At 66.8% G+C, this 24,891-nt stretch carries 24 protein-coding genes and 1 tRNA gene; 14 read left to right on the top strand and 11 right to left on the bottom strand.

What is annotated here, in order from left to right; all coding sequences use genetic code 11:
• Positions 1–8: 8 nt before the first annotated feature.
• A complete protein-coding gene (gene moaB / locus OEJ36_RS21750) occupies positions 9–548 on the bottom strand; it encodes a molybdenum cofactor biosynthesis protein B (protein WP_021219558.1) in 540 nt (179 codons plus the stop codon).
• Positions 549–620: 72 nt separating this feature from the next.
• Here moaB and mobA point away from each other — a divergent pair, with 72 nt between their 5' ends.
• The 3 genes from mobA (at position 621) to OEJ36_RS21765 (ending at position 1,781) form a co-directional block, all read left to right on the top strand.
• Positions 621–1,208 (top strand): molybdenum cofactor guanylyltransferase MobA, encoded by a 588-nt coding sequence (gene mobA / locus OEJ36_RS21755; RefSeq protein ID WP_263403320.1) that lies wholly within the window; start codon positions 621–623, stop codon positions 1,206–1,208.
• An 84-nt stretch (positions 1,209–1,292) separates the two neighbouring features.
• Positions 1,293–1,514 carry a YgdI/YgdR family lipoprotein gene (locus tag OEJ36_RS21760; protein WP_021219560.1) on the top strand — a complete coding sequence of 74 codons (222 nt, stop codon included), beginning with the start codon at positions 1,293–1,295 and terminating at the stop codon, positions 1,512–1,514.
• Between the two features lie 190 nt (positions 1,515–1,704).
• Positions 1,705–1,781: transfer RNA gene (locus tag OEJ36_RS21765), tRNA-Pro, on the top strand.
• 180 nt (positions 1,782–1,961) lie between these two features.
• On the opposite strand, the gene OEJ36_RS21770 is transcribed toward OEJ36_RS21765, so the two are convergent.
• The 7 genes from OEJ36_RS21770 to OEJ36_RS21800 all read right to left on the bottom strand — a co-directional run bounded on the left by OEJ36_RS21770 (position 1,962) and on the right by OEJ36_RS21800 (position 8,990).
• Positions 1,962–3,497 (bottom strand): DHA2 family efflux MFS transporter permease subunit, encoded by a 1,536-nt coding sequence (locus OEJ36_RS21770; RefSeq protein ID WP_263403321.1) that lies wholly within the window; start codon positions 3,495–3,497, stop codon positions 1,962–1,964.
• A 10-nt stretch (positions 3,498–3,507) separates the two neighbouring features.
• A complete protein-coding gene (locus tag OEJ36_RS21775; RefSeq protein ID WP_043243899.1) occupies positions 3,508–4,695 on the bottom strand; it encodes an efflux RND transporter periplasmic adaptor subunit in 1,188 nt (395 codons plus the stop codon).
• A gap of 14 nt (positions 4,696–4,709) precedes the next feature.
• Positions 4,710–6,191, bottom strand: a complete 1,482-nt coding sequence (locus OEJ36_RS21780; RefSeq protein WP_263403322.1) for an efflux transporter outer membrane subunit — start codon at positions 6,189–6,191, stop codon at positions 4,710–4,712.
• On the bottom strand, positions 6,184–6,660 hold the full coding sequence (locus OEJ36_RS21785; protein WP_263403323.1) for a MarR family winged helix-turn-helix transcriptional regulator: 477 nt from the start codon (positions 6,658–6,660) through the stop codon (positions 6,184–6,186). Before OEJ36_RS21785 ends, OEJ36_RS21780 begins: the two co-directional genes overlap by 8 nt.
• A gap of 193 nt (positions 6,661–6,853) precedes the next feature.
• Positions 6,854–7,093 carry a glutaredoxin family protein gene (locus OEJ36_RS21790; RefSeq protein ID WP_263403324.1) on the bottom strand — a complete coding sequence of 80 codons (240 nt, stop codon included), beginning with the start codon at positions 7,091–7,093 and terminating at the stop codon, positions 6,854–6,856.
• 46 nt (positions 7,094–7,139) lie between these two features.
• On the bottom strand, positions 7,140–8,300 hold the full coding sequence (locus OEJ36_RS21795) for a DUF5610 domain-containing protein (protein WP_263403325.1): 1,161 nt from the start codon (positions 8,298–8,300) through the stop codon (positions 7,140–7,142).
• Positions 8,301–8,408: 108 nt separating this feature from the next.
• Positions 8,409–8,990, bottom strand: a complete 582-nt coding sequence (locus OEJ36_RS21800) for a TetR/AcrR family transcriptional regulator (protein WP_263403326.1) — start codon at positions 8,988–8,990, stop codon at positions 8,409–8,411.
• Between the two features lie 156 nt (positions 8,991–9,146).
• Between OEJ36_RS21800 and OEJ36_RS21805 the strand changes: the two genes are divergently transcribed.
• From OEJ36_RS21805 to OEJ36_RS21815, 3 genes are all read left to right on the top strand, one after another.
• The gene (locus tag OEJ36_RS21805) at positions 9,147–9,740 is read left to right on the top strand and encodes a glutathione S-transferase family protein (RefSeq protein WP_263403327.1); all 594 of its coding nucleotides are present in this window, start codon (positions 9,147–9,149) and stop codon (positions 9,738–9,740) included.
• Between the two features lie 29 nt (positions 9,741–9,769).
• On the top strand, positions 9,770–10,636 hold the full coding sequence (locus OEJ36_RS21810) for an MBL fold metallo-hydrolase (RefSeq protein WP_263403328.1): 867 nt from the start codon (positions 9,770–9,772) through the stop codon (positions 10,634–10,636).
• 105 nt (positions 10,637–10,741) lie between these two features.
• Entirely contained in the window at positions 10,742–12,037 is a 1,296-nt protein-coding gene (locus OEJ36_RS21815; protein ID WP_184489208.1) for an OprD family porin, read from the top strand.
• Between the two features lie 77 nt (positions 12,038–12,114).
• Here OEJ36_RS21815 and OEJ36_RS21820 read toward each other — a convergent pair whose 3' ends face one another.
• Positions 12,115–13,323 carry an ammonium transporter gene (locus tag OEJ36_RS21820; protein ID WP_184489207.1) on the bottom strand — a complete coding sequence of 403 codons (1,209 nt, stop codon included), beginning with the start codon at positions 13,321–13,323 and terminating at the stop codon, positions 12,115–12,117.
• A gap of 353 nt (positions 13,324–13,676) precedes the next feature.
• On the opposite strand from OEJ36_RS21820, the gene OEJ36_RS21825 reads away from it, so the two are divergent.
• The 6 genes from OEJ36_RS21825 to OEJ36_RS21850 all read left to right on the top strand — a co-directional run bounded on the left by OEJ36_RS21825 (position 13,677) and on the right by OEJ36_RS21850 (position 18,582).
• The gene (locus OEJ36_RS21825; RefSeq protein ID WP_021219572.1) at positions 13,677–13,991 is read left to right on the top strand and encodes a YqjD family protein; all 315 of its coding nucleotides are present in this window, start codon (positions 13,677–13,679) and stop codon (positions 13,989–13,991) included.
• Positions 13,992–13,993: 2 nt separating this feature from the next.
• The gene (locus OEJ36_RS21830) at positions 13,994–14,386 is read left to right on the top strand and encodes a phage holin family protein (protein ID WP_263403329.1); all 393 of its coding nucleotides are present in this window, start codon (positions 13,994–13,996) and stop codon (positions 14,384–14,386) included.
• Positions 14,383–14,727, top strand: coding sequence for a hypothetical protein (locus OEJ36_RS21835; protein WP_263403330.1), 345 nt, complete (start codon positions 14,383–14,385; stop codon positions 14,725–14,727). The genes OEJ36_RS21830 and OEJ36_RS21835 overlap by 4 nt, the downstream gene beginning before the upstream one ends.
• A gap of 112 nt (positions 14,728–14,839) precedes the next feature.
• A complete protein-coding gene (locus OEJ36_RS21840; RefSeq protein ID WP_263403331.1) occupies positions 14,840–16,003 on the top strand; it encodes an EAL domain-containing protein in 1,164 nt (387 codons plus the stop codon).
• A 106-nt stretch (positions 16,004–16,109) separates the two neighbouring features.
• Positions 16,110–17,441, top strand: a complete 1,332-nt coding sequence (locus OEJ36_RS21845; RefSeq protein ID WP_263403332.1) for a deoxyguanosinetriphosphate triphosphohydrolase — start codon at positions 16,110–16,112, stop codon at positions 17,439–17,441.
• 49 nt (positions 17,442–17,490) lie between these two features.
• Entirely contained in the window at positions 17,491–18,582 is a 1,092-nt protein-coding gene (locus OEJ36_RS21850; protein ID WP_263403333.1) for an FUSC family protein, read from the top strand.
• Positions 18,583–18,717: 135 nt separating this feature from the next.
• Here OEJ36_RS21850 and OEJ36_RS21855 read toward each other — a convergent pair whose 3' ends face one another.
• Positions 18,718–19,395 carry a response regulator transcription factor gene (locus tag OEJ36_RS21855; protein WP_263403334.1) on the bottom strand — a complete coding sequence of 226 codons (678 nt, stop codon included), beginning with the start codon at positions 19,393–19,395 and terminating at the stop codon, positions 18,718–18,720.
• A gap of 402 nt (positions 19,396–19,797) precedes the next feature.
• Here OEJ36_RS21855 and OEJ36_RS21860 point away from each other — a divergent pair, with 402 nt between their 5' ends.
• Positions 19,798–22,758, top strand: a complete 2,961-nt coding sequence (locus tag OEJ36_RS21860; RefSeq protein WP_263403335.1) for an HD domain-containing phosphohydrolase — start codon at positions 19,798–19,800, stop codon at positions 22,756–22,758.
• Between the two features lie 84 nt (positions 22,759–22,842).
• On the opposite strand, the gene OEJ36_RS21865 is transcribed toward OEJ36_RS21860, so the two are convergent.
• Complete coding sequence (locus OEJ36_RS21865; protein WP_021219580.1) at positions 22,843–23,181, bottom strand: 50S ribosome-binding protein YggL; 339 nt, start codon at positions 23,179–23,181, stop codon at positions 22,843–22,845.
• A gap of 231 nt (positions 23,182–23,412) precedes the next feature.
• Here OEJ36_RS21865 and dacB point away from each other — a divergent pair, with 231 nt between their 5' ends.
• Positions 23,413–24,855, top strand: coding sequence for a D-alanyl-D-alanine carboxypeptidase/D-alanyl-D-alanine-endopeptidase (gene dacB, locus OEJ36_RS21870; protein ID WP_263403336.1), 1,443 nt, complete (start codon positions 23,413–23,415; stop codon positions 24,853–24,855).
• Positions 24,856–24,891: the final 36 nt, after the last annotated feature.

Below are 24,891 nucleotides of genomic sequence, written 5' to 3' on the forward strand. Positions count from 1 at the left end.
GCAGCAGCTCACCCGCGGCTCTCGCAGGCGTCGGCGCGGGTCAGGTGCGGCACGAAGTTGCAGGGGCGATGACGGTTGTCCAACTGCTCGGCGAGGATGCCGTCCCAGGCGGTGCGGCAGGCGTTGGTGGAGCCCGGCAGGCTGCACACCAGGGTGCCGTTGGAAAGGCCGGCCAGGGCGCGGGACTGCATGGTGGAGGTGCCGATGTCGGCCACGGAAATCTGCCGGAAGTACTCGCCGAAGCCGTCTACCTGCTTGTCCAGCAGGCAGGCGATGGCCTCGGGGGTGCTGTCGCGGCCGGTGAAGCCGGTGCCACCGGTGATCAGCACCACCTGCACCGCGTCCTCGGCGATCCAGGTCGCCACCTGGGCGCGGATCTTGTAGAGGTCGTCCTTCAGCAGCACGCGGGCCGCGAGCCTGTGCCCGGCAGCAGTGAGGCGATCGACGAAGAGCTGGCCGGAGGTGTCGGTCTCCAGGCTGCGGGTGTCACTGACGGTGAGAACGGCGATGTTCAGGGGCACGAATACCGCCTCGGCCTTGTGGTTCATGGCAGGCTTCCAGTTGTAGGACAGAATGGCCGGTGTTATATCACAGCGCCGCCCCCTCCCGAGAGCCCGCCCATGCCCGGCAACGCCCCCCTCCCCTGCTCCGTGCTGCTGCTCGCCGGCGGCCGCGGCCAGCGCCTGGGCGGCCGTGACAAGGGCCTGGTGGAATGGCGCGGCCAGCCGCTGATCGCCTGGCTGCATGCCGCCACCCGCGCGCGCACCAATGACCTGATCATTTCCTGCAACCGCAACGCCGAGCGCTACGCGCAATGGGCGGACCAACTGGTGACGGACGACAGCCCCGACTACCCGGGGCCCCTGGCCGGCATCCGAGCCGGGCTGGCCGCCGCGCGCCACGACCACCTGCTGGTGCTGCCCTGCGACGCGCCGCTGGTGGACGCCCCCCTGCTCGACGCGCTGCTGCGCGAAGCCGGTGAGCGGCCGGTGATGCTGCACCAGGGCGGTTACTGGGAGCCGCTGTTCAGCGTGCTGCCACGCGCCCTTTTGCCGCAGATCGAACAGGCCTGGCAGGCCGGTGAGCGCAGCCCGCAACGCATCCTCCGCACCCTCGACCCGATCGCCGTGGAATGCCCGGTGGGCGACCCGCGCCTGGCCAACCTGAATACGCCGGATCTGCTGGAGAACCCACGCGGATCGGGATGAAATCCAGCGGGCCTCCGGAACTTTGCCGGCTGGTTTTCCGTCAGAGCCCGAGAACCTCCCGTTCATTCATCAAGGAGATGGAAGATGAACCAGCGGATCATTCCCGCATTCGTACTCGCGCTCGGCCTGGTCACCCTGGCCGGCTGCTCGTCCCCCACCGTGATCACCCTGAACGACGGCCGCGAGATCCAGGCCGTGGACAAGCCCGATTACGACGATGACTCCGGCTTCTACGAGTTCGAGCAACTCGATGGCAAGCGCGCCAAGGTCAACAAGGACCAGGTCCGCACCATCAAGGAACTCTGAGCCTTATCCGGCGACCTTCCCGGTCGCCTGAACAAGCCCGTCGCGGGGTCACCCGAGGCGGGCTTCGTTTTGTCCGGCCCCTGCAATAGGGCAACGCCCCCGGACGCCGCGGCAGCCCTGCCCCGGTAAAAAAATTTCAGCTAACCCCTTGTCGACCAAAAAGTTTTCTGTAGAATGCGCGCTCATTCCACGGAGCGTAGCGCAGCTTGGTAGCGCGTCTCGTTCGGGACGAGAAGGTCGCTGGTTCGAATCCAGTCGCTCCGACCATATCCCGAAAAAACCCGCCTTATAGGCGGGTTTTTTATTGCCTGCGAAAAAGCCTGCCCCCCTTTCCTTTCTTCCACCGCCCTCTCCCTTCCGCCCAAAAAGAAGCCCGATGCGGGTGCATCGGGCTTCGTCGTGTTGGGCCTCGCTACGCTCGGCGCCAATCTACCTGTGCGCATTGCCTCAGTGGGCGTTGGCCGCCGCACCGGGCTTGGCGCCGAAGGGTGGCTTGGCCAGCCAGATGAGCAGGATCAACCCCATGCAGACCCAGCCGATCATCGTGAAGTAGTCGATGGTCGACATCATGTACGCCTGCCCGGTGACGATGTGGTCCAGGGACGCGGCGTTCTGCTGGCTCATGCCGCCCATCTGCTCCAGGGCCTCGCGGGTGCCGGGCTCGTAGGCGCTGATGTGTTCGGTGAGGTAGGCGTGGTGCTGGTCGGCGCGGCGTATCCAGATCCAGGTGGTGAGCGAGGCCGCGAAGCTGCCGCCCAGGGTCCGCAGGAAGGTGGCCAGGCCGGAGCCGTCGGCGATCTCGTTCTGCGGCAGGTCCGAGAGCAGGATGCTGAGGATCGGCATGAAGAACAGCGCCACGCCGAAGCCCATGAACAGCTGCACCAGGGCGATGTGAAGGTAGTCCACCTCGGTGGTGAAGGAAGCCCGCATGAAGCAGCTGGCGCCGATGGCGAAGAACGCCAGGCTGGCCAGTACGCGCAGGTCGAAATTCTGCGCGTAACGCCCCACGAAGGGCGACATGATCACCGGCAGCAGGCCGATGGGCGCCGCCGCCAGGCCGGCCCAGGTCGCGGTGTAGCCGAGCTGGGTCTGCAACCACTGCGGCAACAGCAGGTTGATGCCGAAGAAGGCCGCGTAGCCGCCCACCAGCGCCACGGTGCCGGCGGTGAAGTTGCGGTGGCGGAACAGCCGCAGGTTGACGATGGGGTGGCGGTCGGTGAACTCCCAGATGATGAACACCGCCAGGGCGATGACCGCGATCACCGTGCCACCGATGATGAAGTTCGATTCGAACCAGTCCAGGTCGTTGCCCTTGTCGAGCACGATCTGCAACGCACCGACGCCGATCACCAGGGTCGCCAGGCCCATCCAGTCCATGGGCTCGCGCTTGAGCGTCACCGGCCGCTTGCGCAGCTGCTGGTAGACCACGAAAGCGGCGAACAGGCCGATTGGCAGGTTGATGAAGAAGATCCACGGCCAGCTGAAGTCGTCGGTGATCCAGCCGCCGAGGATGGGCCCGGCAATGGGCGCCACCACCGTGACCATCGCCAGCAACGCCAGGGCCATGCCCCGCTTCGCCGGTGGGTAGATCGACAGCAGCAGGGTCTGGGTGATGGGGTACAGCGGCCCGGCGACGAAACCCTGGAGGGCGCGGAAGCCCACCAGGCTGTTCATCGACTGGGCCACGCCGCAGAGGAAGGACGCCAGCATGAAGAGCAGCGTGGCGCCGATGAACAGGCGCACCTCGCCTACCCGCCGGCTCATCCAGCCGGTCAGCGGCAGGGCGATGGCGTTGCTCACCGCGAAGGAGGTGATCACCCAGGTGCCCTGCTCCGAACTCACCCCCAGGTTGCCGGCGATGGTCGGCAGGGCGACGTTGGCGATGGTGGTGTCGAGCACCTGCATGAAGGTCGCCAGCGACAGGCCGATGGTGGCCAGCACCAGGTTCGGCGGGGTGAAGCTGGCTGCTGCGTTATCGCTCATGGTCGCCGTCTCAGCGCTGCGCGGTCTTGTGGGTGGCGTCCGGGCCGTTGGCGTGGATCAGCTGCTCGATCAACTGGTCGGCTTCCGCCAACTGGCGCTGGTAGACGTCGGTGGCGAACAGCGGCTTCTTCGGTGCCTGCTGGGCCAGGGACGGGCCGCTCTGGTCATGCAGGTCGACCTTGACGCTCATCGACAGGCCGATGCGCAGCGGGTGCTCCTTGAGCTGCTCCGGGTTGATGCGGACGCGCACCGGCACGCGCTGGACGATCTTGATCCAGTTGCCGGTGGCGTTCTGCGCCGGCAGCAGGGAGAAGGCGCTGCCGGTACCGACGCCGAGGCTGTCCACGGTGCCGCTGTACTTCACGTCGCCGCCATAGAGGTCGGACTCGATCTCCACCGGCTGGCCGATGCGCATGTTCTTCAGCTGGGTTTCCTTGAAGTTGGCGTCGATCCACACCTGGTCCAGGGGGATGACCGCCATCAGCGCGGTGCCGGGCTGCACGCGCTGGCCGAGCTGCACGGTGCGCTTGGCGACATAACCGGTGACCGGTGCCACCAGGGTGGCGCGGGCGTCTTCCAGGTAGGCCTGGCGCAGGGTCGCGGCGGCAGCCTTCACATCCGGGTGGGAGGCGATCACGGTGTCGTCCACCAGCGCACGGCTGCTGTTGAGCTGCTGCTCGGAGCTGGTCAGGGAGCTCTGCGCGGAGTCCAGGGCGTCACGGGCGTGGGCCAGTTCCTCCTGGGAGATCGCACCGTCCTTGGCCAGGTTGCGACGGCGGGCGAAGTCGGCACGGGCCTTCTCCAGGGCGACCTTCTTCGCCGCCACCTCGGCCTTGTAGCCGTCCACGCTGTTGTACAGGCCGCGCACCTGGCGCACGGTGCGCGCCAGGTTGGCTTCGGCCTGCTGCAGGCCGATCTCGGCATCGCTGGGGTCGAAGCGCACCAGCACCTGGCCTTCGTGCACCAGGTCGCCGTCATCGGCGCCGATGCTGGTCACGGTGCCCACGGTCTGCGGGGTGATCTGCACCACGTTGCCACCGATGTAGGCGTCGTCGGTGTGCTCGCTCCAGCGGCCGAAGAGCTGCTCCCAGGCGAAGCTGAGGGCGGCGAGGATGAGGATCACGGCAAGCAGGATCAGCAGCATCCGCTTGCGCTTGGGGTTGCCTTGGACGGCGGTTTCCGAAGTCTGGGTGGTCATGGTCTGTGCCTCGTTCATTCAGCGGCGGCCGGGCGGGCGCCCTGGGCGAGCGGAATCTGTTCGGGTTGGAAGCCACCGCCGAGGGCCTGCACCAGGCGCACGGAGGTGTCGATCTGCTGGACGTCCAGGCTGGCCAGCTGGCGTTCGGTGACCAGCAGCTGCTGCTCGACGCTGAGGGCGTCCAGGTAGTTGCCGATGCCTTCGCCGTAGCGACGCATGGCGAGGTCGTAGTTGGATTTGGCGATGTCACGGGCCTGGCGCTGCACCTCGATCTGCTGCGCCAGGGAGCGCAGCTGGCTGAGGTCGTCGCTGACCTCGCCGAGGGCGCCCACCAGGGTCTTGTTGTACTGGGCCACTGCCAGGTCGTAGTCGGCATCCACGCCGGCCAGGTTGGCGCGCAGGCGGCCACCATCGAACACCGGCAGGGAGATGGCCGGCGCCACCTGGTAGAAGCGGCTATCGCCCTGGAACAGGTCGCCGCTGCTGAGGGCGGCGAGGCCGACCATGGCACTGAGGTTGAGGTTGGGATAGAAGCCGGTCTTGGCCGACTCGATGCCCTTGCTCGCCGCTTCGACGCGCCAGCGCGCGGCGATCACGTCGGGACGGCGGCCGAGCAGTTCGGCCGGCAGGTTCGACGGCAGCGCCAGGGCGGTGGGCTGCAGCACCACGGGGCGCTGGATGCGCTGGCCACGGTCGGGGCCCTGCCCCAGCAACACGGCGAGGGTGATGCGATCGCTGTCGATCTGCTGCTCGGCGGCCAGCAGTTGCTGGCGCGCGGCGGCTTGCTGGGCCTCGCTCTGTTGCAGTTGCACCTTGCTGTCCAGGCCAGCGGCCAGGCGCTGCTTGCTGAGGCTGTAGAGGTGTTCGGAGCGCTTCAGCTCTTCTTCCGCCAGGTCACGGGCGACGAAGGCATAGGCGAGCTGGCTGTAGGCGCGGGCGACGCTGGCGGACAGGTTCAGGCGCGCGGCCTGCTGGTCCACCTCGGCGGCGCGGGCCTGGCCGAGCGCGGCTTCCCAGGCGGCACGCTTGCCACCCCAGAGGTCGAGGTCGTAGCTGAAGCCGAGAGACAGGTACTTCACCGCGGCATAGCTGCCGCCGATGGGCGCGGGCACCACGCTTTCGGGGGCGCGGGCGCCGGAGTAGCTGGCGCTGGCATTGACGCTGGGCATGCGCGCGGCGTCCTGGGCCTGGGCTTCGGCCAGGGCCTTGCGGGTGCGGGCGGTGGCCACCTGCAGGTCCGGCGAGCCAGCCAGGGCTTCCTCCACCATGGCATCGAGCTGGGCATCGCCCAGTTGCTTCCACCAGTCCTGGCGCGGCCAGGCGGCGGCGCTCAACGGCGTACCCGCGAGGCTGCGCCCGGCCTCCAGGGCGGCGGCATCCAGGACCTTGCCCTCGGGCTCCAGGCCGCTGGAGCTGGCGCAGGCGGCCAGTGCCAGGGCGGCACCGAGCACCAGGGCGCTACGCCCCAGGCGGGCCGTGCGGCTGTGTTCATTCATGGTCGGTGGCTCCGATCGGCGCGCACGGGTCGCGCCCTTGCAGGATCTTGCCCAACAGGCCCACCAGGGTTCGGAGTTCCTCGGTGGTCAGCGGGCTGGTGAGTTCGTTCATGGCGTCGGCGACGATCTCCGGCATCTGCCGGCTGATGCGCAGGCCGTCCTCGCTGAGGGCCAGGCGCACGCTGCGGCGGTCCTCCGGGCAGGGCTTGCGCAACAGCAGGCCCTTCTTCTCCAGGCGGTCGAGCATGCGGGTCATGGAGCCGCTGTCCACCGAGAGCTCGCGACACAGGTCGGCCGGGGTATTGGCGCGGTCCATGTAGATGAACATCAGCACCTTGAACTGCGCGGAGGTGATGTCCAGGGGCGCCAGGTAGCGATCGAGCAGGCGGTCCTTGAGCAGCGCGGAGCGCCCGATGTACTGACCGACCGAGCCGGTGAACGGGTAGTCGGCGGGGCTGTAGTGCTTCATTGGCTAATATCTGCCTAGGCAGTAACTGACTGGGCAATCATACGAGCGGAGAAACATTTGGCAAGGTATTCACTGTTGCTTTAAATCGACAATCCGTTCGCGAAAGGGGGATTGATCGGCGCAAAGGCAGCCGCCACGGGCTGCCGTGACGTGCAGAGAGAAGGTACGAAGAGGGGAAGCGGCCGACCGGCGGTCAGCGTTCGAGGAAGGCGGCGACCTTGGCGGCGTCGAAGGGCCAGTCCAGTTCGGCACCGGTGTCGCAGCGACGCAGCACGGGAATGCGCAGGGCGTAATCGTCCATCCACGCTTCGTGGTCGGCGATGTCCATCAGCTCGACCATCAACCCATGTTCGACGAAGGGCATGAGCACGCCCTCCGCCACTTCACAGAGATGGCAACCCAGGGTGCCGAACAGGCTGCATTCGGGGAGCATCGCCACGCGCCTCGCCAATCAGGAAAGGCGCGAATTCTAGCACGCCTCACACCTTGGCCGAGTCGTCCTTGGCGGCGGCCGGCAGCAGGTTCTGCAGCCCGTCCAGCAGCTTGCTGTTGAACGCCTGGGCCTTGTCCAGCTGGTTGTCGCTGAGGCGGTCGTTGAGCGAGAAGCCGCCGTTGAGCAGGTCCTGCAAGGTGCCTTTCGGATCGTCGGAGAGCTTGGCGGCGTTTCTCAGCGCTTCCAGCATGCCCTTGGCGTAATCCTGCAGCGAGGTATTCACAGCGCTGGCCTGCTGCCCGCCTTCCTGGGCCACGGAGCCGTAGGTGCTGGTGGCCTTGACCGTGGTCTGGGTGAGGTTGAGCGACATGGAGGCCAGTTGGTCGCCGTTCATGTTCAGGGCCAGCGCGCGATCGAAGGCGCCGTTGAGGTCACCGGAGTAGAACTTGCTGGAGACATCCTGCACCTGGTCGAGCAGGTCGCTGAGCGCCGCCCTCTCCTCGTCGTTGAGGTCGCCATCCACCTGCACCTTCCAGCCGCCGATCTGCATGCTGCCGGACTCGGAAGTGGTGCCCGAGGTGCTCTTGCCATCCTTGTCGGCGCTCGTCGAGGAAGTCTTCGACCAGTCGGCCGAGGCCTGGGCGATGGAGATCTTCACCTTGTCGCCTTCCTTGGTGGTCACCTCCATGTCGAAGGTCGAGGAACGCGCGGAGAAGCTCTGGGTGGAACCGCTTACGCTGGTGCTGCCGGAGGTGCCGGTGCTCGGCGTATTGCCGTCCAGGCCCAGGGAGCTGGCCAGCTTGTCGAAGCCGTCCTGAATCTTGCCGAAGGTGTCTTCGATGTCGCTGGCGATCTTGCCGCCCAACACACCCAGCCCCTGGAGAATCTTCTTCGCCTCGGCGAAGCCCTTCTCCACGCCTTCACGGGCCTGATCGAGCATCTTCTGCAGCTTCTCGGGGTCGGCGCCATTGGCCGCCTCGGACTTGATGCGCCCACCGACGAAGTCGAGGATGCGCCCGGCCACCTTGTCGGGCGTGTAGTCGTCCTGGGTCTTGCCGGCCAGGGTGCCGGGCTCGACCCCCAGGCGCTGGGCGACACGGTTGGCCAACACGTTCTGCGCATTGGTGGCGTTACGGGTCGCGCTGTCGATCTTGCTCAGATAACTCGGGCGCGTGGTTGCGGAAGCCAGGGAGTCGAGGGTCTTCATAGTGGCGGTCCCGGAGAATCGGATGTACACCGATTTGACGGCAGCCCCGGGGAAACCTTGAGAACGAATCCGTTCGCAGCCGATGGACGGCAGTGACCGATATTGACGTCAGACGTTCGTCGCGTCCGACGTGGCGACACCTGCCGCGCTCAACAGCACCGCAGCAGCGGCCTTGGCCTCCTGCGCCTGGTCTGCCGGGCCCTGCACATGGGCCATGGTGATCGCCCCCTCCATCAGGTATTGCAGCTGCCGTGCCAGGCGCTCGGGCTCGGCGACACCCAGGCGCTCGAGGGCGCTGCGGAAATGCAGCTGGGCATTGGCCTTGTGCAGGGCGGCAACGCGGTGGATCGGGTGCTCGCGGTCATGGAACTCGGCGGCGGCGTTGACGAAGGCACAACCGAAGAACTCCTTGCCATGCAGCAACTGGTGCAGGCCATCGAAGACGGCAAGGATCGCCGCCTTCGGCGCCAGGTTCTCCAGCGCCCAGGCCATCATCTGGCGACTGGGTTCCAGGCGCTGGCGCAGGGCCGCCTCGATCAGCTCGTCCTTGGACTTGAAGTGCTTGTACAGCGTCATCTTCGCCACGCCGGACTCGGCGAGGATGCGATCGATGCCGGTGGCGTGGAAACCATCGCGGTAGAACAGCGCGATGGCGGTGTCGATCAACTGATCGCGTTTGCTCGAAGCCATGTGGAACCTCCTGACCGGCGCATTATGCGCATCCGCTCGCACCGGCTCAAACCCGCACCGCAGCTGCCTTCCTGCAGCGCGATACGGTTGGCGCTTGAAATATACAGACTTGTCTGTCTAATATCCAGCCGCATAACCACCACAGGGATCACCGCCATGCAGCTCCACGACTTCCCCCTCTCCGGCAACTGCTACAAGGTGCGCCTGTTCCTCGGCCTGATCGGCCAGCGCGCCGAGATCGTCACGGTCAACCTGCCCGCCGGCGAACAGAAGCAACCGGCATTCCTCGCCATCAACCCACGGGGCCAGGTTCCGCTGCTGGTGGACCAAGGCAACAGCCTGGCCGACTCACAGGCCATCCTCGTCTACCTGGCGCGCCGTTATGCGCCGCAGTGGCTGCCAGACGACGCCCTGCAGCAGGGTCGCATCGCCAGCTGGCTGAGCTACGCCGCCAATGAGTTGCACCACGGCCCGGCCGCCGCGCGGGTGATGAAGCTGTTCGGCCGGCCCGGCGACCTCGACGCCACCCAGGCCAAGGCACGCCAGGTGCTGGCGATGGTGGAGCTGCAACTGGGCCGGCACCACTGGCTGGCCGAAGGCGAGGCGCCCAGCGTCGCCGATGTCGCCAACTACCCCTACCTGGCGATGGCCGGGGAAGGCGGGCTCGACCTCACCCCCTACCCACACATCCGCCAATGGTGCGATCGCATCCGCGCCCTGCCCGGCTACGTCGACCTGCCGCACCTCTGAACCTCTCCGCCATCGCAAGGAAGCCGCACATGCGCCTGCTCCCCCTCCTCCTCGCCAGCCTGCTGCTGGCCGCCAGCCCCTTCGCCAGCGCCCAGGGCCTGCGCTTCGCCCTGGTGAAGACCTCCCACGCCGAAACCCTCGACGCCTTCACCATGGAGGGCGGCCAGTGGACGCAGACCGTCGCGGTCAACCACGTCGCCGTGCTTATCCAGCACCACGCCGCGACCCTGCTGCTGGACACCGGGCTCGGCCGCCAGGTGGATGCCCAGTTCCAGGGCGACATGCCCTGGTGGGACAAACCGCTGTTCAAGTACGAGACCGTCACCCCCGCGCGGGACCAGCTGGACCGTGACGGCATCCGCGTCGACCGCATCCTCCTCACCCACGCCCACTGGGACCACGCCTCGGGCCTGGCCGACTTCCCCGAGGTACCGGTCTGGGCACCCTGGGCGGAAATCGAGTTCAGCCACATCGCCGTGCCGCCGGCGGTGCTGCCCAGCCAGTTCGCCCACAAGATCCTCTGGCAGCCCTTCGACTTCCAGCCCGAGCCGTACATGGGCTTCGACGAAAGCCTCGACCTGTTCGGCGATGGCAGCCTGGTGCTGGTACCGCTCACCGGGCACACGCCGGGCTCGGTGGGCCTGTTCCTCACCCTCGACGACGGCCGGCGCTTCTTCTTCACCGGCGACGCCAGCTGGCGCCTGGAAGGCTTCACCGGGCCCCACGAGAAGTTCTGGGTCAGCCGGCGGATGGTGGACAACGATCGCGAAGGCACCCTCGCGCAACTGCAACGGGTGCACGACCTGCTGCTGGCCGAGCCGAACCTCACCGTGGTGCCGGCCCACGACGCCGCCGTGCAGGACCGCCTCGGCTACTACCCGCAGTGGGTGCAGTGAGGCCGACCAATGTCTAAATGACGATTCTGTTACCGAATGCTTAATTCCACTCGTTGCAACGGGGCGGCCCAACCGCCCCGAAACCCCAACGAGGAGACAATAACAATGAGCAAGACCTCGCTCGCGCACGCCATCGCCCTGGCAGCGCTCAGCACCGGCCTCACCCTGCCCGGCCTCGCCCAGGCCGAATTCCTGAAAGACAGCAAGGCCAGCGTCGAGCTGCGCAACTTCTACTTCAACCGTGACTTCCGCCAGGACGGCGCCGCCCAGTCCAAGGCCGAGGAGTGGGCCCAGGGCTTCCTGCTGCGCTACGAATCCGGCTTCACCGAAGGCACCATCGGCGTTGGCGTCGACGCCATCGGCGCGCTCGGCATCAAGCTCGACTCCAGCCCCGACCGCACCGGCACCGGCCTGCTCAAGCGCGACCGTGAAGCGCCCAACCGCGCCCAGGACGAATACGGCGAAGTGGGCCTGACCGCCAAGCTGCGCGCCTCCAAGAGCGTGCTCAAGGTCGGCACCCTGCTGCCCAAGCTGCCCACCGTGCAGTACAACGACTCTCGCCTGCTGCCGCAGACCTTCCAGGGCGGCCACATCAACTCGATGGAAATCGACGGCCTGACCCTCGACGCCGGCCAGCTCAAGCAGGTCAACCAGCGCGACTCCTCGGACTACGAGGACATGACCATCACCAACAGCCGCGTGGCTTCCACCGGTGCCGGCGGCGCCCGTGGCATCACCTTCCGCGGCGGCCAGACCAGCGACGAATTCAACTTCGCCGGCGCCACCTACAAGTGGAACGACAGCCTCTCAACCGGCTACAACTACGGCAACCTGGACGAGTTCTACAAGCAGCACATCTTCACCGTGCTGCACACCCTGCCGCTGGGTGACAAGCAATCGCTGAAGAGCGACATCCGCTACGCCCGCTCCACCGACGAAGGCAACAGCAACGTCGACAACAAGGCCTTCGGCGCCATGTTCACCTATGCCCTGGGCGGCCACGCCTTCGGCCTCGGCTACCAGAGCATGAGTGGCGACACCGGCTACGCCTACATCAACGGCACCGACCCTTACCTGGTCAACTACGTGCAGATCGGCGACTTCGCCGCCAAGGACGAAAAATCCTGGCAGGCGCGCTACGACTACAACTTCGCCTCCATCGGCATCCCCGGCCTGACCTTCATGACCCGCTACCTGTCCGGCGACAACGTCGACCTGGGTGCCGGTCGCCCCGAGGGCAAGGAATGGGAACGCAACACCGACATCGCCTACGTCTTCCAGGACGGCCCGCTGAAGAACCTCGGCGTGAAATGGCGCAACGCGACCGTGCGCTCCACCAACTTCGGCAGCGACATCGACGAGAACCGCCTGATCGTCAGCTACGTGGTACCGCTCTGGTAGTGGTCCAAGCGCCAACGAGAAAGCCCGCCAATCGGCGGGCTTCTTCGTTCAATGGGAGTGTGTCGGGCTTGGCCCGATCAATCCTGGCTGGTCGCGCCGATCTTGTGGATCGACAGGTCCGCGCCGTAGTACTCCTGCTCCTGGGACAGGCGGATGCCGAGGGTCTTCTTCAGCAGGCCGTAGACCAGGAAGCCACCCACCAGCGCTACCAGCACGCCGAGGCCGGTGCCGATCAGCTGGCTCACCAGGCTGACGCCACCCAGGCCACCGAGGGCCTCCTGGCCGAAGATGCCGCAGGCGATGCCACCCCACACGCCGCACAGGCCGTGCAGCGGCCACACGCCCAGCACGTCGTCCACCTTCCACTTCACCTGGGTCGCGGTGAAGGCCCAGACGAACAGGCCGCCCGCGATGGCGCCGGTCACCAGCGCGCCCACCGGGTGCATCAGGTCGGAGCCGGCACAGATCGCCACCAGCCCGGCCAGCGGGCCGTTGTGCAGGAAGCCGGGGTCATTGCGGCCCACCAGCAGCGCGGCGACCGTGCCGCCGACCATCGCCATCAGCGAGTTGACCGCCACCAGGCCGCTGACGCCTTGCAGGGTCTGGGCGCTCATCACGTTGAAGCCGAACCAGCCGACGATGAGGATCCACGAGCCCAGCGCCAGGAAGGGGATGTTCGACGGTGCGAAGGCCACCAGGCGGCCATCACGATAGCGGCCGTCACGACGCCCCAGCAGCAGCACCGCGCCAAAGGCCAGCCAGCCGCCCACGGCGTGCACCACCACGGAGCCGGCGAAGTCATGGAAGCTGGCGCCGAAGCTCGCCTTCAGCCAGTCCTGCAGGCCGAAGTTGCCGTTCCAGATCAGCCCCTCGAAGAAGGGATAGACGAAGGCCACGATCAGCGCGGTGGCGCACAACTGCGGGCCGAACTTGGCGCGCTCGGCGATGCCGCCGGAGATGATCGCCGGGATGGCGGCGGCGAAGGTCAGCAGGAAGAAGAACTTCACCAGCGCATAGCCATGGTCGGCCGCCAGCTCGCTGGCCGGCTGCAGGAAGGTCACGCCGTAGGCCACCCAGTAGCCGATGAAGAAATAGGCCAGGGTGGAGATGGCGAAGTCCGAAAGAATCTTCGACAGCGCGTTGACCTGGTTCTTCTGGCGCACGGTGCCCACTTCGAGGAAGGCGAAGCCGGCGTGCATGGCGAGCACCATCACGGCGCCCATCAGGATGAACAGGGTGTTGGAGCCGTGGATCAGGGTTTGCACGGCACTGTTGAGGTTTTCCATTGGCAGGAAGGCTCCGGCAGATAAAAAGCACCAATACGGGTCAAATCGCGCCGGACACGCACCACCCTGAAGCCACCACGCCCTCGAACGGGTCGGAGCCTGGGGCCATAACGGGGCGAAGCGGTGGAGACGGCAGTTTGAGTTCTCAGGCTTTCTCTTTGTTTTTCATTGGCTTGCCAGCAGTCGACAGCCTTGTCGGAGCCTCATTGAACGCCCGATAACGGGGCGCTCCGGCACGCTGGCGCACCAGGGCGTTGCAAGCGCCATACCAGCGCCCGGGGGCAAATATCGGCGGAACCTAACCCAAGCGCGGGGACTCACAACAACCAAGCCCCTCCAAGGAGATTCACGCCATGCCCCGCAAGTCCGCTAGCCGCGCCCAAGACGACCTGCTGACCGAATTCCAGGCCCTCGTCGGTGACACCGAGAAACTGCTGCAACACACCGCCAGCCTGGCCGGCGACCAGGCCGAGGAGCTGCGCCTGCAGATCCACGAATCCCTCAAGCGCGCCCGCGAGACCCTGCAACTGACCGAAGAGAAGATCGTCGACAAGGGCAAGGCCGCCGTCGCCGCCACTGAGGACTACGTGCAGGAACACCCCTGGCAGACCATCGGCCTTTCCGCCGGCATCGGCTTCCTCCTCGGTCTGCTCGCGTCGCGCCGCTGACCATGGAGCCGGGAATGGAATCTGGCCCACAGGGTACGGGCCAAGGCCCCTCGCCGCGGCGCCTGGGCGCCGCCTTCCTCGGCCTGTTGCACAGCCATGTCGAGCTGTTCGGCATCGAACTGCAGGAGCAGAAGGCCAACACCCTGCGCCTGCTGCTGTTCGCCGGCCTGTCGCTGATCTTCGCCCTGCTCCTGCTGGTGGCGCTGTCGGTCCTGCTGCTGGTGCTGTTCTGGGACACTGCACGGATCGAAACCGTCAGCGGCCTGTGCGTCTTCTATTTCCTGCTCACCGGCTACTGCGCCTGGCGCCTGAAACAGGCCGTGGACGATGAGTCCTCCCCCTTCTCCGCCACGCTCGAAGAGCTGGCCCAGGACCGCGAGCGCCTGATGCCATGAGCCTGCCCGAAACGCACCGCACCACCTCCCGCCGCGAACTGCGCAAGGCGCTGGTGCGCCTGCGCCTGGAGATGCACCGCCAGGAGATCCGCCACGAAACCCTGGTCCTCACCCAGCCCCTGCGCCGCGCCAAGGGCATCGCCAGCAGTTGGCAGCAGCAACTGGGCGGCATGCCCCACGCACCGCTTTGGGGCATTGCCGGGGTCGCCGCACTGGGCTTCTTCGCCGCCCGTAGTGGCAATCTGATTCGACTGATCCGCCTGGGCAGCACGCTGATGCCCTTGCTGGGCGCCGCCTTGCGCCGCCCCTCCGCGAAGCCGCCCTCCCCTCCCAAGGTCTGATCGTCCGACAAGCTGGCCACATTCTTGCTATGCAAGGGAGCCGGTAGAAACCGGCTCCCTTCGCGTCGTCTCGGCGAGCGCGTGCATTTCGGGCCAGCCCTAAGGAGTCACCGTGATAGACGGGCAACCGCTTGCCTGCTTCCAGCCGTTCATCGACACCGCGACAGGACGCATCGCCGGGGTCGAAGCCCTGGGACGCCTGCGCCAGGATGACGGCCGGCTCCTCTCGGTCGGCCCGCTGTTCGCCGACTCCAAGGTGCCGCCTGCGGCCCTGCGCCGCCTCGATCGGGAAATCCGCGAGGACGCCCTCAAGCGCTTGCACGAGGCACCGGCGGACTGGTTCCTCAGTATCAATATCTCGCCCCGCTGGATCAGCCGCCTGCGCCCGGGCCAGGCCCTGCCCAGCCTCAAGCAGCTGGAACGCAACGGCGTGGCACCCGAGCGCATCGTCTTCGAGATCACCGAACTGGGCGGCGCCAGCCAGCGCCTGCCGGACGTGGTCGCTCGCTACCGCCAGGCCGGCGCACGCATCGCCATCGATGACTTCGGTGCCGGCTACTCCCAGCTCGACCGGGTGCTGGCCCTGCAACCGGACATCCTCAAGCTCGACATGCAGCTGTTCCAGGCCGCTGCCCGGGGCGGCCCCAGCGGCGAGGTGGTCAAGGCCCTGGCGCAGATGGCCGAGAAGACCGGTTGCTGGATCATCGCCGAGGGCGTGGAAACCGAGGCCGAACTGGACTTCGCCCTGGAGTGCGGCGCCCGCTACGTGCAGGGCTACCTGTTCGCCAAGCCGGAGCTGGAATTCTTCTCTGCCGACGCCTTCGTCGAACGCTTCGCCCAGCTGCGTGACCAGTACGTGCAGCGCAAGCTGGCCGAACGCGCGCGACTGATGACCATGCGCCAGCAACTGACCCAGCTGATGAACCAGCTGCGCAGCTGGGCCGAAGGCAACGCACGGCTCGAGGCCCTGCCCTCCCCCGAGCTTTACCCCTGGCTGCTGCGCATCTACCAATGCGACCGCAATGGCACCCAGCTCACCCCGAACCTGGAATGGCACGGCCAGCAATGGCGTGAAGACGCCCGCTACCAGGGCCACAACTGGTCCTGGCGGCCGTACTTCTATCACCTGCTCGCTGAGGGCTGGGAAGAACGCCGGCTGACCCTCTCCAGCACCTACCGCGATGCCACCACCAACCAGTACTGCCTGACCGCCGGCCAGTTCATCGACAACGGCGACCGCCTGCTGCTGGTGGACATCGACGCTGCCGGGCTCTGACGGACGGCGCCTGCGGGAACTCGCGCATTCGCCCTTGGTCCCCTTGCGGTGCCCCGCGTTAATCCGGAAGCTAGCCCCCTTCAGCCACTGAAGGCGAGGACTGGCGTTGGACTGGCAGACACTGCTCACCCGTGAACGGCTCGGCAAACCGGTGCACAGCACCGAGGAACTGGGCCGCAGTTCGTTTCACAAGGACCATGACCGCATCATCTTTTCCGGCGCATTCCGCCGCCTGGGGCGCAAGACCCAGGTCCACCCGGTCTCCAGCAACGACCACATCCACACCCGCCTGACCCACTCCCTGGAAGTCGGCTGCGTCGGTCGCTCCCTGGGTATGCGCGTGGGTGAAGTGCTGCGTGACGAGATGCCGGACTGGTGCGACCCGGCCGACCTCGGCGTGATCGTGCAATCGGCCTGCCTGGCCCACGACATCGGCAACCCGCCGTTCGGCCACTCCGGCGAGGACGCCATCCGCCACTGGTTCCAGCAGGCCTGCGCACGCGGCTGGCTGGACGCCATGAGCGACACCGAGCGCGCCGACTTCCTCAGCTTCGAGGGCAATGCCCAGGGCTTTCGTGTGCTCACCCAGCTGGAATACCACCAGTTCGATGGCGGTACGCGGCTGACCTACGCCACCCTCGGCACCTATCTCAAGTACCCCTGGACGGCGCGCCACGCCGAAGCCCTCGGCTACAAGAAACACAAGTTCGGCTGCTACCAGAGCGAGCTGCCGCTGCTGGAGCAGATCGCCCAGAAGCTCGGCCTGCCGCAACTAGAGGAACAGCGCTGGGCGCGCCATCCGCTGGTCTACCTGATGGAGGCGGCCGACGACATCTGCTACGCCTTGATCGACCTGGAAGACGGCCTCGAAATGGAGCTGCTCGACTACGAGGAGGTGGAGGCCGTGCTGCTCGGCCTGGTGGGCGACGACCTGCCGGAAACCTACCGCCAGCTGGGCCCGCGCGATTCGCGGCGGCGCAAGCTGGCGATCCTCCGCGGCAAGGCCATCGAACACCTGACCAACGCGGCCGCCCATGCCTTCGTCGACCAGCAGGGTGCGTTGCTCAGCGGCACCCTGCAGGGCGACCTGGTGGAACACATGCACGGCCCGGCCAAGCACTGCGTGCTGCGTGCCAAGGCCATCGCCCGCGAGCGCATCTTCCAGGACAAGCGCAAGACGCTCCATGAAATCGGCGCCTACACCACCCTGGAGATCCTGCTCAACGCGTTCTGTGGGGCGGCGCTGGAACAGCATGGCGGGCGCACGCCCTCGTTCAAGAACCGGCGCATCCTCGACCTGCTCGGCAACAACGCCCCGGACCCGAGCTGGCCGCTGTACCGCTCATTCCTGCGGGTGATCGATTTCATCGCCGGGATGACCGACAGCTACGCCACGGAAATGGCCCGCGAAATGACCGGACGCTCCAGTCCCGTCTAGGGTTACCAGGCCACCTGCATGAGGTGGCCGCAGCAAGGAGTCACGACAGATGCGCAAGGCGCTCAGACAAAGCCTGCACTGGCACACCGGCCCTCCCGCCTGGGGCCCGGCCGCCATCGCGGGCCTGGGGTGCGGCCTGCCGCTGATGCTCGGTCTGTTCACCGCCCATACCGGTTTTCTCTGGGCCGCCACCGGTGCCTTCCAGGCCGCCCTGGCCAACCCCATGCACCGTTTCGGCATGCTGCGCATGCTGCTGCTCACCCTGCTCGGTGCCCTCAGCGCGGGCGTCGGCTTCTGGGCCGCCAGCCATCCCCTGCTCAGCCTCGCCAGCTTCGCTCTCTGGGGTTTCCTCCTGGCGCTGCTGCAACGCTATGGCACCGAGCTGGGCAAGCTCGGCGTGGGCCTGGCGGTGTGCCTCTGCCTCGGCCAGGGCCAGGCTGGCAGCGGCAGCCTCAACAACGGCCTGGCCGTGGGCGCGCTGTTCGCCATCGGCGGCCTGTGGGTGATGCTGCTGGCGTTCTTCCTGCGCGGCATGCACGGCCTGCGCCTGTGGCCCCTGCTGCCGCGCATGGGCGGCTTCATCCGCGTGCTGCGCCGCCATGCCGCGCGCCTGCCGAGGCGGCTGTGGTGGATCCACGCCCTGGCCTGCACCCTGGCCATCGCCCTCGCCGGCCTCGCCGCCAACCTCACCGGCATGCCGCGCGGCTATTGGCTGACGCTGACGGTGGTCACCACCCTGCAGATGGAGCTCGACAGCAGCCTGGTGCGCAGCATCCAGCGCGGCCTCGGCACCCTCATCGGCGCGCTGCTGCTGATTCTCTTCGGCCACTGGCTGCAGAGCCCGACACTGCTGGTGGCCTGCATGCTGCCGCTGATCGTGCTCAGCCGCGCCTTCATCGCCCAGCACTACGGCCTGTTCGTGGTGCAGACCACCGTCTGCTTCGTGCTGCTTTCCGAAAGCCTCGCCCGTGACTGGCACCTGCCCGAGGTGCGCCTCTACAACAGCCTGCTGGGCTGCGCCCTGGCGTTGCTCATGGCCTACGCGGCCCACCGGGCGCGCCTGCGCTGGGGCGAGCGCAAGGTCGCAGAGCAGGCTCCCGCCGACACCGCGCCCCACGCGCCGCAGCCCACTGCGGAATAGCCCCCGAGGCTGCATCGGGCAGACGCCAGCGTGCGCCCTCGGAAGCGGGCACTGGCCAGGAAGGGGCAGGAGAAGGGACAGCAAAGGAAGGATCGATGGCAGCGCACCGCTGCGGATGCGCTGCCATCGAGCGACTCACACCAGGTCGTTGCGGTTGGCGAACTCCACCAGTTCGATCAGCGAGCGCGCGTTGAGCTTGAGCAGCAACCGCGACTTGTAGGTGCTCACCGTCTTGTTGCTGATGAACATCTCGTCGGCGATCTGCTTGTTGGTCAATCCATTGGCCAGGTACTTCATCACCACCAGCTCGCGGTCCGAAAGGCGCTCGATCAGCTCGGTGTCACTGGGCACCCCGACCTGGCGCTTGCCACTGCGTATCACCTCGCTGGGGAAGTAGCTGTAGCCCGACAGCACGGCACGCACCGAGGCGGTCAGCTCGCCCAGGTCCCCGCCCTTGCAGACGAAGCCCGCAGCCCCCGCCTGCATGCAACGGGATGCGTAATGGCTGGGGTTCTGCCCGGTCAGCACCAGCACCCGCAACGGCAGGTCGAGGGAGCTGATGCGGGCGATCACATCGAGCCCGCCGAGCTTGGGAATGCCGATGTCGAGGATCACCAGGTCGGGGAGGTGCTCACGGGACAGGGCAATGGCATCGACGCCGTTGTCGGTCTCGCCGATCACCTGGTAGCCCTCACGCGTCAGCAGCAAGCGAACGGCCAGGCGAATGACGGGATGGTCGTCCACGATCAGGACCTTGCCCGGGGATTGGGCGCCCGTGCGAAGGAATGAGTCCACGTCTACGAGTTTGCTCACCTTTGCGTCTCCATCTGCAGTGATACGAAACTGCCAAGATAGAGGCGCCATCAAGCCTGTCGAGCGCCCTCGGGGCCACTGCTGAAGCTTCAGGACAGGGCTTTCAAGATCTTGGGACTACGCCTACGCCGGCCTCACGAAAACGACAGGGAACCAGCCCGAAGAGCGCCCGTCGGAGTGGATCAGCGCCTGCCGGCGGCCCGCTCTTCGGAGCCTTCGCACAACGCCCGACGCCCATCGTGGGATCAAGGCGATTCCTCGCCTCGCATCGTCTTCAACCCAGGCAATCAGAACGGCAGGGCGGAGCCGCGTTATTTCTCGCCCCGGGCACGCAGTTGCACAGGTGCTCATCTATGCTCCATCCGGGTCTTTTCCAAGACAGGGATTCAAGGAGTTCGGGCAATGCCGTACAAGCCGGTCGAACGTCGTTTTCCTCTGCATGTGCATATCAGCCTGCTGTTCACGCTCCTGCTGCTGCTGACCGGCGTCGTGCTCGGCGTCTTCAATTACCGACAGACGAGCCAGATCATCCTGTCCAGCAGCGACACGCTGTTCGAACGCATCAGCCAGGACGTGGCGATCGACCTGGAGCACACCTACCAGCCCATCTATCACCTGCTCAACCTGCTCGCCCTCGACCCCGGCACCCAACTCGACGACGGCTACCGCCGCCAGGAAAAACTCCTGCGCAGCTTCGCCCAGGCGCTGCGCGACAACCCCAAGCTCGCCTCCCTTTACCTGGGCTTCGACGACGGCGACTTCTTCATGGTCCGGCCGTTGCGCACCCCGGAGCTCAAGCAGCGCTTCGACGCTCCGGCGGGCGCCGCCTACCAGGTCTGGAGCATCGAGCGCGACAACCTCGCCCGCGCCCGCTCCGAGTCGCTGTATTTCGATGAAGAACTCAAGCTGATCAGCCGGCGCCAGGAACTCAACGAACGCTACGACCCGCGCAACCGCCCCTGGTATTCACGCGCCCTGGAACAGGGCCGGCACATCACCACCCAGCCCTACGTGTTCTTCTCCACCGGCGCGGTGGGCACCACCCTGGCCCTGCCGGCCGGCAGCGACGCGGTGATCGCCGCCGACCTGACCCTCAACGACCTCTCCGCCACCCTGGCGCAGCACCGGGTCACCCCCTCCACCCAGGTGCTGCTGTTCGCGCCCGACGGCAGTGTCGTGGCCTATCCGGACAGTTCCCGGCTCATCGTACGGGTCGACGACAAGCCCCAGCTGGCCCGCGCACGTGATCTCGACCCGGCCATCGCCGCGCTGCTCGACCTCGGCCTCTCCGGTGACCAGCGCTCGACCCTGGAGCTGGCCAAGCGGCGCTGGGTGGTGTCGCAGAACCACCTGCAATCCGGCGGCCCGGACGGGCTTTACCTGGCCCTGCTGGCGCCCGAGGACGAACTGCTGGCGGACGCCTACCGCATCCGCTGGCAAGGTGCCGTGCTCACCCTGTGCATCCTGCTGTTGTGCATCCCCATCGGCTGGCTGTTGTCGCGGGTCCTGGTCAAGCCGCTGAAGGCCCTGGTGGCCGAGGCCGAGGCGATCCGCAGCTTCAATTTCGAAGCACCGGCCATGGGCCGCTCGCCAGTGCTGGAAGTGGACCAGTTGGCCGTGGCCATGGCACGGATGAAGGACACCCTGGCCAGCTTCCTGGAGATCACCGCCAGCCTCTCCGCCGAGAACCGCTTCGATGCCCTGCTGCGCCGCGTACTGGAAGAAACGGTGACCATCAGCGAAGCCTCGGGCGGCTTCATCTACCTGCTGGACGGCGCCAGCGGGCGCCTGGAACCCAACGGCCTGTTCCTCGGCAAGAAGGGCGAGCACGACCTCGAAAACCACGGCCTGCGCAGCCATGCCCTCAACGACGACGACCTGCCCGACTGGCTGCGCCTGCCGGCCAGCGGCGGCCCGAGCCAGCTGCGCACCTTCGGCTACGACCAGGCCGACGGCTTCCGCCAGGTGCTGCAAAGCCTGGAAAGCCCCCGCGTGCACCTGGTCAGCACCGGCCTGCACAACCGCCAGGGCGACACGGTCGGGGTGCTGGTACTGCTGCACCGCGACACCGGCGACGGCACTGAACTGGCCATGCTCAAGCCCGAGCGCATCGCCTTCGTCGAGGCGATTTCCGGTGTCGCCGCGCTGTGCATCGAAAGCCAGCGCCTGTTGGAGAAACAGAAGCAGCTGCTCGACGCCTTCATCCAGCTCATCGCCGGCGCCATCGACGCCAAGAGCCCCTACACCGGTGGCCACTGCCAGCGCGTGCCGGAAATCACCCTGGCCCTGGCCCGCGCCGCGGCCGCCAGCGACGAGCCGCCGTTCCACGCCTACAACCCCAGCGACGAAGACTGGGAAGCCCTGCACATCGCCGCCTGGCTGCACGATTGCGGCAAGGTCACCACACCCGAGTACGTGGTGGACAAAGCCACCAAGCTGGAAACCCTCTACGACCGCATCCACGAAGTGCGCATGCGTTTCGAGGTGCTCAAGCGCGATGCCTGGATCCGCTACTGGCAGGCCGTCGCCCAGGGCGCCGACGAGCCCGGGCAGGCACAGCTGCGCGACGAGCTGCTGGCAGCCCTGGACGAGGAGTTCGCCTTCATCGCCCGCAGCAACCTGGGTGGCGAGTTCATGGCCGAGGAAGACCAGCAGCGCCTGCAACGCATCGCCTCGCGCACCTGGAGCCGCACCCTGGACGACCGCCTCGGCGTGTCCTGGGAAGAGGCGCAACGCATGGCCCGCACCCCGCCCCGCCCGCTACCGGCAGAAGAACCCCTGCTGGCCGACCGCGCCGAGCACCTGCTGGAGCGCCCGGAAGGCGAGCGCATGACGGCCGACAACCCCTGGGGGTTCAAGCTCGAGGTACCGACCCACAAGTTCAACCGCGGCGAGTTGCACAACCTCTCCATCGCCCGCGGCACGCTGACGGCCGAGGAGCGCTACATCATCAACCACCACATCGTGCAGACCATCCTCATGCTCAACCGCCTGCCCTTCCCGCCGCACCTGAAGGATGTGGCGGAAATCGCCGGCGGGCACCACGAGAAGATGGACGGCAGCGGCTACCCGAAACGCCTCTCCCGCGAGCAGATGAGCCTGCCCGCACGGATGATGGCCATCGCCGACATCTTCGAGGCACTCACCGCGGTGGATCGCCCCTACAAGAAGGGCAAGACGCTGTCCGAGGCGCTGGGGATCATGGTCGGCATGTGCAAGGGCGCGCACATCGACCCGGAGCTGTTCGGCCTGTTCATCCGCTCCGGCGTATACCGCGACTACGCCGAGCGCTTCCTGCGGCCGGAGCAGATCGATGCGGTGGACGAAGGATCGATCCTCGAGCGGGCGGGACTGGCCGGGTAACCCACGGTATCTCGCATCACCGGGAGACAAATCGCAGGCATGAAAAAGGGGCGCATGGTGCGCCCCTTTTCATTACCGCCGGGATCACTGGTTGATCGGGTTTTCCGGGTACCAGACATCCACCAGCGGGCTCAGGGTGAAGCTGGCCAGCTCGCTGCGGCCCTTGAGCCAGGCTTCCAGCTTGCTGCGCTGCTCTTCGTTGACCGAGCCGCGCTTGGACAGGCAGACGAAACCGTAGTCATCGCCACCGACGTAGCCCAGGCCATTGCCCTGGATGGCATCGTCGATGAACTGATCGAGGAAGCTTTCCAGCTCCGCTTCGGCCAGCCCGTCCTTGTAGGTCAGGCTCAGCTCGCAACCCAGCTCCTGGAATTCATCGACGCAAAGCTTTTTTCGCAGGCGGCGGGAACGGTTAGTAGCCATCAGGCAATCCTCTTCATATGTTCAAGCGCGGCACTCTAGCAGTTTCCCCGCCGGCTTGCCCGCCCGCGTGGCGGAACGGCACAACGAAGCCCGCCGCAGAGCGTGCGAGCGGTCAGCGGCACGAGCGCCCAGGAAACGCTTGCGGCATAATGCGCGCAATTTCCCGAACACGTCGTGGGAACCTGCCATGCAGATTTGCGTTACTCGCCCTCGTGCGGAGGGCATTCGTTGATGTTCAAGTCCATTCGTATCCTCGCCCTCACCGGCCTCATTCTCCCCTTCGCCCAACCGGCCTTCGCCGTTCAGGTCAACGCCAACGTCCCGGCCAAGGTCCAGCAGGCGCTGAAGAAGAACAAGATCCCGCAGAACTCCCTGTCGCTGGTGACCCTGCCCCTGACCGGCCCCGGCGCGCAGACCATCTTCAACGCCGATGTGTCGGTGAACCCGGCTTCCACCATGAAGCTGATCACCACCTACGCTGCCCTCGAGCTGCTCGGCCCCACCTACCAGTGGAAGACCGAGTTCTTCACCGATGGCACCGTCAAGGACGGCGTGCTCCACGGCAACCTCTACCTCAAGGGTGGCGGTGACCCGAAGCTGAACATGGAAAAGCTCTGGCTGCTGATGCGTGACCTGCGCGCCAATGGCGTGCTGAAGATCACCGGCGACCTGGTGCTCGACCGCAGCCGCTTCGTGCACCCGCAACTGCCGGCCTTCAATGACGACGGCGGCGACGAGAACAAGCCCTTCCTGGTCGGCCCGGATTCCCTGCTGGTCAACCTCAAGGCCTTGCGCTTCATCGCCCGCGCCGACGGCGGCCGCGCCAGCATCGCCGCCGAGCCGCCCATCGAAAGCATCCGCATCGACAACCAGGTGAAAGTGACCAAGGCCGCGCCCTGCCCTGCCTGGCCCGACGTGCGCTACAACCCGGTGACCCAGTTCGACGGCACCACGGTGATCGCCAGTGGCAGCCTGCCCGAGGGCTGCAGCGCGCAGACCTACCTGTCGCTGCTCGACCACCCGGGCTATGCCGCCGGCGCGGTGCGGGCGATCTGGAAGGAACTGGGCGGCAGCATCCTCGGCAAGGACCGCCTCGCCGGCGTGCCCAAGGATGCCAAGCTGCTGGCGCGGGCGTTCTCCCCGGACCTGGTGGAGATCATTCGCGACATCAACAAGTACAGCAACAACACCATGGCGCAGCAGCTGTTCCTCAGCATCGGCGCGCAGTTCCGCAACGAGGCCGACGGCGACGATGCCAAGGCCGCGCAACGGGTGATCCGCGCCTGGCTGGCGAAGAAGGGCATCACCGCGCCGCACCTGGTGATGGAGAACGGTTCCGGCCTGTCGCGCCAGGAGCGGGTCAGCGCGCGGGAGATGGCGACCATCCTGCATGCCGCCTGGCAGAGCCCCTACGCCGCCGAGTACATCGCGTCCCTGCCGCTGGTGGCGATGGACGGCACCATGCGCAAGCGCCTGCGTCGCACGCCCATGGCCGGCGAGGCGCACATCAAGACCGGCACCCTGAACACGGTGCGCGCCATCGCCGGTTTCAGCCGCGACAGCAACGGCAACACCTGGGCGGTGGTGGCGATCCTCAACGACCAGCGGCCGTGGGGCGCCTCCTCGATCCTCGATCAGGTACTGCTGGACCTCTACAACCAGCCACGCCGCTGATCCCGCGCCGATAACGGGGGCGACGCCGCCCCCCTG

Origin of the sequence: Pseudomonas sp. PDM13 (assembly GCF_025685765.1) — a bacterium.
In the GTDB taxonomy this organism is placed as follows: domain Bacteria; phylum Pseudomonadota; class Gammaproteobacteria; order Pseudomonadales; family Pseudomonadaceae; genus Metapseudomonas; species Metapseudomonas solani.

Coding starts and splice junctions, on each gene's coding strand:
- OEJ36_RS21850 (WP_263403333.1), top strand. CDS start 17,491: ATGCGCAAGGCGCTCAGACAAAGCCTGCACTGGCACACCGGCCCTCCC.
- OEJ36_RS21810 (WP_263403328.1), top strand. CDS start 9,770: ATGCGCCTGCTCCCCCTCCTCCTCGCCAGCCTGCTGCTGGCCGCCAGC.
- OEJ36_RS21760 (WP_021219560.1), top strand. CDS start 1,293: ATGAACCAGCGGATCATTCCCGCATTCGTACTCGCGCTCGGCCTGGTC.
- OEJ36_RS21805 (WP_263403327.1), top strand. CDS start 9,147: ATGCAGCTCCACGACTTCCCCCTCTCCGGCAACTGCTACAAGGTGCGC.
- OEJ36_RS21820 (WP_184489207.1), bottom strand. CDS start 13,323: ATGGAAAACCTCAACAGTGCCGTGCAAACCCTGATCCACGGCTCCAAC.
- OEJ36_RS21865 (WP_021219580.1), bottom strand. CDS start 23,181: ATGGCTACTAACCGTTCCCGCCGCCTGCGAAAAAAGCTTTGCGTCGAT.
- moaB (WP_021219558.1), bottom strand. CDS start 548: ATGAACCACAAGGCCGAGGCGGTATTCGTGCCCCTGAACATCGCCGTT.
- OEJ36_RS21795 (WP_263403325.1), bottom strand. CDS start 8,300: ATGAAGACCCTCGACTCCCTGGCTTCCGCAACCACGCGCCCGAGTTAT.
- OEJ36_RS21815 (WP_184489208.1), top strand. CDS start 10,742: ATGAGCAAGACCTCGCTCGCGCACGCCATCGCCCTGGCAGCGCTCAGC.
- OEJ36_RS21825 (WP_021219572.1), top strand. CDS start 13,677: ATGCCCCGCAAGTCCGCTAGCCGCGCCCAAGACGACCTGCTGACCGAA.
- OEJ36_RS21835 (WP_263403330.1), top strand. CDS start 14,383: ATGAGCCTGCCCGAAACGCACCGCACCACCTCCCGCCGCGAACTGCGC.
- OEJ36_RS21770 (WP_263403321.1), bottom strand. CDS start 3,497: ATGAGCGATAACGCAGCAGCCAGCTTCACCCCGCCGAACCTGGTGCTG.
- dacB (WP_263403336.1), top strand. CDS start 23,413: ATGTTCAAGTCCATTCGTATCCTCGCCCTCACCGGCCTCATTCTCCCC.
- OEJ36_RS21780 (WP_263403322.1), bottom strand. CDS start 6,191: ATGAATGAACACAGCCGCACGGCCCGCCTGGGGCGTAGCGCCCTGGTG.
- OEJ36_RS21860 (WP_263403335.1), top strand. CDS start 19,798: ATGCCGTACAAGCCGGTCGAACGTCGTTTTCCTCTGCATGTGCATATC.
- OEJ36_RS21785 (WP_263403323.1), bottom strand. CDS start 6,660: ATGAAGCACTACAGCCCCGCCGACTACCCGTTCACCGGCTCGGTCGGT.
- OEJ36_RS21830 (WP_263403329.1), top strand. CDS start 13,994: ATGGAGCCGGGAATGGAATCTGGCCCACAGGGTACGGGCCAAGGCCCC.
- OEJ36_RS21790 (WP_263403324.1), bottom strand. CDS start 7,093: ATGCTCCCCGAATGCAGCCTGTTCGGCACCCTGGGTTGCCATCTCTGT.
- OEJ36_RS21775 (WP_043243899.1), bottom strand. CDS start 4,695: ATGACCACCCAGACTTCGGAAACCGCCGTCCAAGGCAACCCCAAGCGC.
- mobA (WP_263403320.1), top strand. CDS start 621: ATGCCCGGCAACGCCCCCCTCCCCTGCTCCGTGCTGCTGCTCGCCGGC.
- OEJ36_RS21800 (WP_263403326.1), bottom strand. CDS start 8,990: ATGGCTTCGAGCAAACGCGATCAGTTGATCGACACCGCCATCGCGCTG.